We start from the raw sequence: 8,090 nt of genomic DNA, 5'->3' as shown, positions 1-8,090 counted from the left end.
GCCGCCGACAGCAAGGAGCTGCTCCAGCAGGTCGAGGACGCGAGGGCCGAGGTCGTGAAGGACAACTCGGTGTCCGGCTACACCGTCGAGCCGGCGGACGTTCCCGCCGACGCGGTCACCTCCTCCGGCTCCGGCCTCGACCCGGACATCTCCCCGGCCTACGCGGACCTCCAGGTCCACCGGGTCGCCCAGAAGAACGGCCTGTCGGTCGCCCAGGTCCAGAAACTGGTCGGTGAGCACACCGAGGGCCGCACCCTCGGCTTCGTCGGGGAGCCCCGGGTGAACGTCCTCGAACTCAACATCGCGCTCAGGGGCCTCGTGGCGGACAGGTGACGTCCTCGCCCGACCCGCACACGAGCACATGAGCCGGCGGCCCCGGAGGAGAGGGACACCCTGATGACCCGGGTGCTCGTGGTGGAGGACGACCCGCAGCTCCTACGGGCCCTCGTGATCAGCCTGCGGGTACGTCACTACGGTGTCGAGGCCGCCCCCGACGGCGCGGCGGCCCTCCGGCTGGCCGCCGCCCGGCAGCCCGACGTGGTCCTGCTCGACCTCGGGCTGCCCGCCAGGGACGGCGTCGACATCGTCAGGAGCCTCCGGAACCGGGGCCGGTGCGGGAGCCTGATGTCGATTCTGGTGCTGTCAGCCCGGCGGGGATCCGACGAGGTGGCCGCGCTCGACGCGGGCGCGGACGACTGCATCACCAAGCCGTTCGGCATGGACGAACTCCTGGCAGGACTGCGGGCCGCCGTCCGCCGTACCGAGGCCGCGTCGCTCTTCCCCGGCGCGGCACTCGTCGAGACGGCCGACTTCAGGATCGATCTTCCGGCCCAGAGGCTCGTCAGGGCCGGGCGGGAGGTGCGGCTGACCCCGACCGAGTGGCACCTGCTGGAGATCCTGGTGACCAACCCCGGGCGACCGGTCACGCGGAAGCGTCTCCTCCAGGAGGTGTGGGGCGTCTCGGAGGGCGACAGGACCAACCGTCTGCGCGTGTACATGGCCCGGCTGCGCCGCAACCTGGAGACGGACCCCTCCCACCCGCACCACCTGATCACCGAGCCGGGCATGGGCTACCGCTTCGAGGGATGACATTGCGAGGGATGGGACGACGCGTGCCGACCGGAACTCACAGGCCTCCACAGGGCGCCGAAGGCACTCCGAGCGGCGGCGCCGAACAGGGTCGAGTGCCCAGTGTTCGCTCATGTATTCCGCCTGATGCCGGTCTTTTTCAGCCGACCTGTATCTCCGCGACAGGCTTTGGTCGTGTGCCCGTAGCTGAGTTAACCTTCACCGGATTTTCTCATCCGGCCGGTCGGCGAACTGCGGAAACGTGGTCGGTGAGCGGGCCTTCCACAGGCCCGGCGCGGGTTCCGAGTCCTCGCCGTGAGGGCTCTTGGGGAGCGGAACGAGGGTGCGCATGAGCAGCAGGACGATCGAGGCCGTCGACCGGGCCCCGGGCGAGCAGGAGCTACGACAGCTCCTGGCCGGACTGACCGCCGTACGGGACGGCGACTTCGGCACCCGGCTGCCGTCCGACGGCGAAGGGCTCCTGGGCGACATCGCCACGGTGTTCAACGGGATGGTGGACCAGCTGTCCGTGTTCACCTCCGAAGTGACGCGAGTGGCGCGCGAGGTGGGCACCGAGGGCACACTCGGGGGCCAGGCCGAGGTGCCCGGGGTGTCGGGCACGTGGGCCGATCTGACCGACTCGGTCAATGCCATGGCGGGCAATCTGACCACCCAGGTGCGTGACATCGCGCAGGTGGCGACCGCGGTCGCCAAGGGCGACCTGTCGCAGAAGATCGACGTCCCCGCGCGGGGCGAGATCCTTCAGCTGAAGGAGACCGTCAACACGATGGTCGACCAGCTCTCCGCGTTCGCCGGCGAGGTCACCCGTGTCGCCCGCGAGGTCGGCAGCGAGGGCCGGCTCGGCGGCCAGGCCCAGGTGCCCGGCGTCGGCGGCGTCTGGCGCGACCTGACGGATTCGGTCAACTTCATGGCGGGCAACCTGACTTCCCAGGTCCGCAACATCGCCCAGGTGACCACGGCGGTGGCTCAGGGCGACCTGTCGCAGAAGATCACTGTGGATGCCCGTGGTGAGATCCTGGAGTTGAAGAACACCATCAACACGATGGTCGACCAGCTCTCCGGTTTCGCGGACGAGGTCACCCGTGTCGCCCGCGAGGTCGGCACCGAGGGACGGCTCGGCGGACAGGCCGACGTCAAGGGTGTGAAGGGCACCTGGCGCGACCTGACGGACTCCGTGAACTTCATGGGGGCCAACCTGACTTCCCAGGTCCGCAACATCGCCCAGGTGGCCACGGCGGTGGCTGAGGGCGATCTGTCACAGAAGATCACTGTGGATGCCCGTGGTGAGATCCTGGAGTTGAAGAACACCATCAACACGATGGTCGACCAGCTCTCCGGTTTCGCGGACGAAGTGACCCGCGTCGCCGGCGAGGTCGGCACCGAGGGAAATCTGGGCGGACAGGCGATCGTCCGGGGCGCGTCGGGGACCTGGAAGGACCTGACGGACAACGTCAACGTGATGGCGTCGAACCTGACCGGCCAGGTCCGCTCGATCGCCCAGGTTGCCACGGCCGTCGCACGGGGCGACCTGTCCCAGAAGATCACCGTCGAGGCCAAGGGCGAGGTCGCGGCCCTGGCGGACGTCATCAACACGATGGTCGACACGCTCTCCGCGTTCGCCGACGAGGTCACCCGCGTCGCCCGTGAGGTCGGCACCGAGGGACGGCTCGGGGGCCAGGCGCATGTACCGAACGTCGCGGGGACCTGGAAGGACCTCACCGACAACGTCAACTCGATGGCCAACAACCTCACCGGCCAGGTCCGCAACATCGCCCTGGTGACGACGGCGGTGGCGGGCGGCGACCTGTCGAAGAAGATCGACGTCGACGCGCGTGGTGAGATCCTGGAGCTGAAGACCACCATCAACACGATGGTCGACCAGCTGTCGTCGTTCGCCGCCGAGGTCACCCGGGTCGCCCGCGAGGTCGGCAGCGAGGGTCGGCTCGGCGGACAGGCCGAGGTGGAGGGCGTCGAAGGCACCTGGAAGCGGCTGACGGAGAACGTCAACGGCCTCGCCGGGAACCTCACCCGCCAGGTCCGCGCCATCGCCGAGGTGACCAGCGCCGTCGCCGAGGGCGACCTGACCCGCTCGATCACCGTGGAGGCCTCCGGCGAGGTCGCCGACCTCAAGGACAACATCAACTCCATGGTGGAGTCCCTGCGGGAGACCACGCGGGCCAACCAGGAGCAGGACTGGCTCAAGACCAACCTCGCCCGGATCTCCGGCCTGATGCAGGGCCACCGGGACCTGCCCGTCGTCGCCGAGCTCATCATGGACGAACTCGCGCCGCTGGCCTCCGCGCAGTACGGCGCCTTCTACCTCGCCGAGGACACCGAACGCGGCCACGAGCTGCGGCTGGTGGGCTCGTACGGCTATCCCGACGACACCGACCGGCCCCACCGCATCCCCGTCGGACGCTCGCTGGTCGGACAGGCCGCCCGCAACCGCCGCCCCATCAGCGTGGAGGAACTGCCACCGGGCTACGTGACCATCTCCTCCGGCCTCGGACAGGCCGTGCCCAGCGCCCTGGTGGTGCTGCCCATCGTGGTCGAGGACCAGGTACTCGGTGTCATCGAACTGGGCTCCGTCACCGCCTTCACCCAGATCCACCAGGACTTCCTCGCCCAGCTGATGCCGACCATCGGCGTCAACCTCAACACCATCGTGGCCAACGCCCGCACCGACGAACTGCTCGGCGAGTCCCAGCGGCTGACCGCCGAACTCCAGGCCAGGTCCGAGGAGTTGCAGGTACAGCAGGACGAACTCCAGCGCTCCAACGCCGAACTGGAGGAGAAGGCGTCCCTGCTGGCCTCGCAGAACAGCGACATCGAGGCCAAGAACCTGGAGATCGAGCAGGCGCGGCAGGAACTGGAGACCCGTGCCCAGCAACTGGCGCTGGCCTCGAAGTACAAGTCGGAGTTCCTGGCGAACATGAGCCACGAACTGCGCACCCCGCTCAACAGCCTGCTGATCCTGGCCCAGTTGCTGGCCCAGAACCCCTCGCGCAACCTCACGCCCAAGCAGGTCGAGTACGCGGGCATCATCCACTCGGCGGGTTCGGACCTGCTGCAGCTGATCAACGACATCCTCGACCTGTCCAAGGTCGAGGCAGGCAAGATGGACGTCACCCCCGAGCGGGTCCCGCTGCGCAAACTGCTGGAATACGTCGAGGCGACGTTCCGGCCGATGACCACGCAGAAGAGCCTGGACTTCACGGTCGCCACCGCCCCGGGCACACCCGCCGACCTGCTCACCGACGACTCCCGGCTGCGCCAGATCCTGCGCAACCTCCTGTCGAACGCGGTGAAGTTCACCGAACAGGGCAGGGTCGCCCTGCGCATCGAACCCGCCGCGGACCGGGAGGTGCCCGCCGGTGTCGTCCGCGGCGGTCCCGTCGTGGCCTTCAGGGTGCGGGACACCGGTATCGGCATTCCCCAGCAGCAACTGGAGACGATCTTCGGAGCCTTCCAGCAGGCGGACGGCACCACCAGCCGCAAGTACGGGGGCACCGGACTCGGCCTGTCGATCACCCGGGAGATCGCCCATCTGCTCGGCGGCGCCGTCATGGTGGACAGCACGCCCGGCCAGGGCAGCACCTTCACCCTCTACCTCCCCGTGGCCCGCGCCGACTTCGAGGAAGTGCTCGACGGCGGCGGCCCGCCGACGGAGCTGCCCCCCGGAACCGGCGGCCGGGAACTCCCGCCGGTCTCCCGGCCGGACGCCGCTTCCTCCACGGCGCCCGAACAGCGCCGGCGCCGCCTCCTCGTCGTCGAGGACCGTCCGCGCGGACTGCTCACCCTGGTCGCCGAACGCGCGGTCGCGGACCTCGCGCCCGACGACGGCCGGCTCGGGGCGATCGACATCATCACGGCGATCGGGGCCCAGGAGGCGGCGAGCACACTGGCCGCCGAGCCCTGCCACTGCGTCGTCCTGGAACTCGGCATGCCCGACGACGAGGGCACGCGTCTGCTGGACGCCATAGAGGGTGACTCGGCGCTGGCCGGGGTGCCCGTACTGGTGCACACCGGTCATCGCGGGGACCTGGCGCACGAGCAGGCGCTGCGCTCCCGTGCGGACGGCCGCCCGCTGGACTTCCTGTCCAGCCTGGACGAGCTGCGCGAACGGATCACCCTGCACCTGTCCGCCGAGGAGCCGGGTGACGTGCTGTCACTGGTCCGTACGGAGGAGTCCCAGCGCCCGGCCGCACAGATCGTCGACGGCGCCTTCCTCGGCCGTACGGTGCTCGTGGTCGACGACGACGCGCGCAACCTCTTCGCGCTGAGCGGGATGCTGGAGCTCCACGGGTTCAACGTCCTGCACGCCGACAACGGCCGCAAGGGCATCGAGATGCTGCTCGCCCATCCGGACATCTCGGTGGTCCTGATGGACGTGATGATGCCCGAGATGGACGGCTACACCGCCACCGCGGAGATCCGGGCCATGCCCCAGTACGCCGATCTGCCCATCATCGCCGTCACCGCGAAGGCCATGCCCGGCGACCAGGAGAAGAGCCTCGCCTCGGGCGCGAACGACTACGTCACCAAGCCGGTCGACACCAACGACCTCATCGGCCGCGTCCGGCGCTGGCTGTCCGTATGACGGGGAGCCGCACCGCCCCGCGTGCCGGCCGACCGTGTGGTGTCCCCGGACACCCGAGCCGAGGAACAGGTCAACTGTGAGCAACTCCCATCCGCCGGCCGAGCCGCCGGACGCCGGTTCGAAAGAGGACGACCAAGCTGGGCAGCCCTCACCCGTCGGCAGACTCGCGGCGACCGTCGAGCGACTGCGCCGCGAGGTGCAGACGGCCCACGCGGAGGCGGACGGCCGGGCCCTGATCGAGCTGGCCAAGGGCATCCTCGTCGAGCGGCTCGGGTGCGGGCCGTCGCAGGCGGCACGCCAACTCGCCGAACTGACCGAGCAAGCGGGCGTGACACCTCTCGAATTCGCCGTCGAGGTCATCAACCAGGCCGCGCGTGACCGGCTCTCCGACGTGACGACCGCACTCCTCGCGACCACGACGGACAGCGGCGACACCACCTGTTCGCCCGGCGACGACTCCCTCGCCGTACGGCTGCGGACCGCCGAGAGCGGCGCGCTGGCCGCCCACGACACCCAGGCCGTGGCCGACTCCCTGCTGGAACACGCTCTGACGCCGCTCGGCGCGGAAGCCGTGGCCATCTGGGCGCTGGGCGCCGACGGCTCCCTCACCCTGGCGGGCAGCGCCGGGTTCCCGGCCGCGGAGGCGGCGCGCTGGCGGTACGTACCACCGGGCGTGGTGACGGTGGCACGACGTGGGCTCGGCGAGCGAACGGGCCAGTGGATCGCCAGTCTGGCGGAGACCGGCCTGCCCTCCATCGGCCGGAACCACCACGCCGACGGCGGCCGCGTCGCCCTGCCCGCAGGCACCGGCGGGCGGATCCACGGCGTGCTGGAAATCGTCTGGCCCACGCCGCTGGGAGCCCAGCCCCCGCAGATCGTCCGCCAGGTCGAGGCCCTCGCCGAACTGTGCGCGCACACGCTGGAGACCTACGCTCCGCGCCGCCCCGACGCCGACGCGCGGCCCGGGATCCTGCCGGACGCCGCCGAACTCATGGACCTGGCCGACGGTCTCCACGACCCGGCGCTGGTGCTGGTTCCCCACCTGGACGCCGCCGGCGAACTGGTCGACTTCCGCATCCACCACGTCAACATCCCCTTCCTCGACCCGGCCGGCCGGCCGCGAGGCGCCGTCAGCGGAGCCCTGCTCCTGGAGACGTATCCGATGGCCGCCGGCGAGAGCGAGCTGTTCGACCAGATCGAACGGGTCTACGCCACGGGTGAGCCGTTCCGGGCCCGCCGGATGCGGCTCACGGCCCTGGTGGACGATGTCCCGCTGGCCTCGGTCGCCGACATCAGCGTCAGCCGGCACGGTGGCAGCGTCCTCCTCGTCTGGCGTATGGAGGACGAGACGGCACGGCTGGCGAGCCTGCTGCAGCACGCCCAACGCCTCGGCCGCATCGGCGGCTTCGAGGAGAACCTCCTCACCGGCGAGATCACCTGGAACGGCCAGCTCTTCAGCCTCTACGGCAAGCCGTCCGTGAGCGGCCCGGTCCCGCTGGAGGATCTGCCCGCCCACGCCCACCCCGACGACGCGGTCGTCGTCGGCAGGTTCCTGCGCACCCTGCTGCACCACCGTCGCGCCGCGTCCGCGGCCTTCCGCCTCCAGCGGCCCGACGGCGTGACCCGGCACATCCGTGTGGTGGCCGAGCCGGTCCTCGACTCCGACGGCCGGCTGTTCGTCGTCCGGGGCGCCTACCAGGACATCTCCGCCCACCACTGGACGGAGGTCGCCCTCGCCGCCACCCGCGACCAACTCGCCCACTCCGAACAGCAGTCGAGCGAACGCAACCGGCTCACCCTCCAGCTCCAGCACGCGATCATGCCCCCGGCGCAGGCCCCGCTGGAGGCCCCCGGCCTGCGCGTGGCCGTCCGCTACCGGCCCGCCGAGACCCAGCACCTGGTCGGCGGCGACTGGTACGACGCGGTGGTGCTGCCGTCCGGGCTGGTGCTGCTGTGCGTCGGGGACGTCGCCGGACACGGCATCGAGGCGGCCACCAGCATGGTCGTCCTGCGCAACGCGCTGCGCGGTCTCGCCGTGACCGGCGCCGGTCCCGGCCAGTTGCTGTCCTGGCTCAACATGGTCGCCCACCATCTGACCGGAGTCGTCACCGCCACGGCAGTCTGCGGCCTGTACGACCCCGACCGCCGCACCCTGCGCTGGGCCAGGGCCGGTCATCTGCCGCCCGTCCTGGTACGCGGCAACGAAGCGACGCCGCTGCCCCTGATCACGGGCCTGTTGGTCGGCGCCGTGCCCGACACGACGTACGAGGAACACGAGGTCCAACTCGCCGTCGACGACACGTTGCTGATGTACACGGACGGCCTGATCGAACGCCGTGACCGGTCCGTGGAGGAATCGCTGGCCCAGTTGCTGCTGGCCGCGCGCACCGTACCGCCCACG

Annotated in this window: 4 protein-coding genes; all 4 read left to right on the top strand. The window is 70.5% G+C overall.

The genetic code is table 11. From position 1 onward, the window contains the following. A partial coding sequence (locus STRTUCAR8_RS08135) for a potassium-transporting ATPase subunit C (RefSeq protein ID WP_048818728.1) occupies positions 1-333 on the top strand: 333 nt, incomplete at its 5' end. 63 nt (positions 334-396) lie between these two features. Next, positions 397-1,089, top strand: a complete 693-nt coding sequence (locus STRTUCAR8_RS08130) for a response regulator (RefSeq protein ID WP_006375051.1) — start codon at positions 397-399, stop codon at positions 1,087-1,089. 328 nt (positions 1,090-1,417) lie between these two features. Next, positions 1,418-5,689 (top strand): HAMP domain-containing protein, encoded by a 4,272-nt coding sequence (locus STRTUCAR8_RS08125; protein WP_044471840.1) that lies wholly within the window; start codon positions 1,418-1,420, stop codon positions 5,687-5,689. A 76-nt stretch (positions 5,690-5,765) separates the two neighbouring features. Beyond that, the coding region (locus tag STRTUCAR8_RS08120; RefSeq protein ID WP_006375050.1) for a SpoIIE family protein phosphatase at positions 5,766-8,090 on the top strand (2,325 nt) is incomplete at its 3' end.

It is taken from the genome of Streptomyces turgidiscabies Car8, assembly GCF_000331005.1.
GTDB classification, from domain to species: Bacteria; Actinomycetota; Actinomycetes; order Streptomycetales; family Streptomycetaceae; genus Streptomyces; species Streptomyces turgidiscabies.
The sequence above is the reverse complement of the archived record's forward strand: the minus strand, read 5'-3'. Positions and strand labels throughout refer to the sequence as shown.

Bases quoted from the DNA above. Each gene is read 5' to 3' on its own strand.
- STRTUCAR8_RS08130 (WP_006375051.1), top strand. From the start codon at position 397: ATGACCCGGGTGCTCGTGGTGGAGGACGACCCGCAGCTCCTACGGGCC.
- STRTUCAR8_RS08125 (WP_044471840.1), top strand. From the start codon at position 1,418: ATGAGCAGCAGGACGATCGAGGCCGTCGACCGGGCCCCGGGCGAGCAG.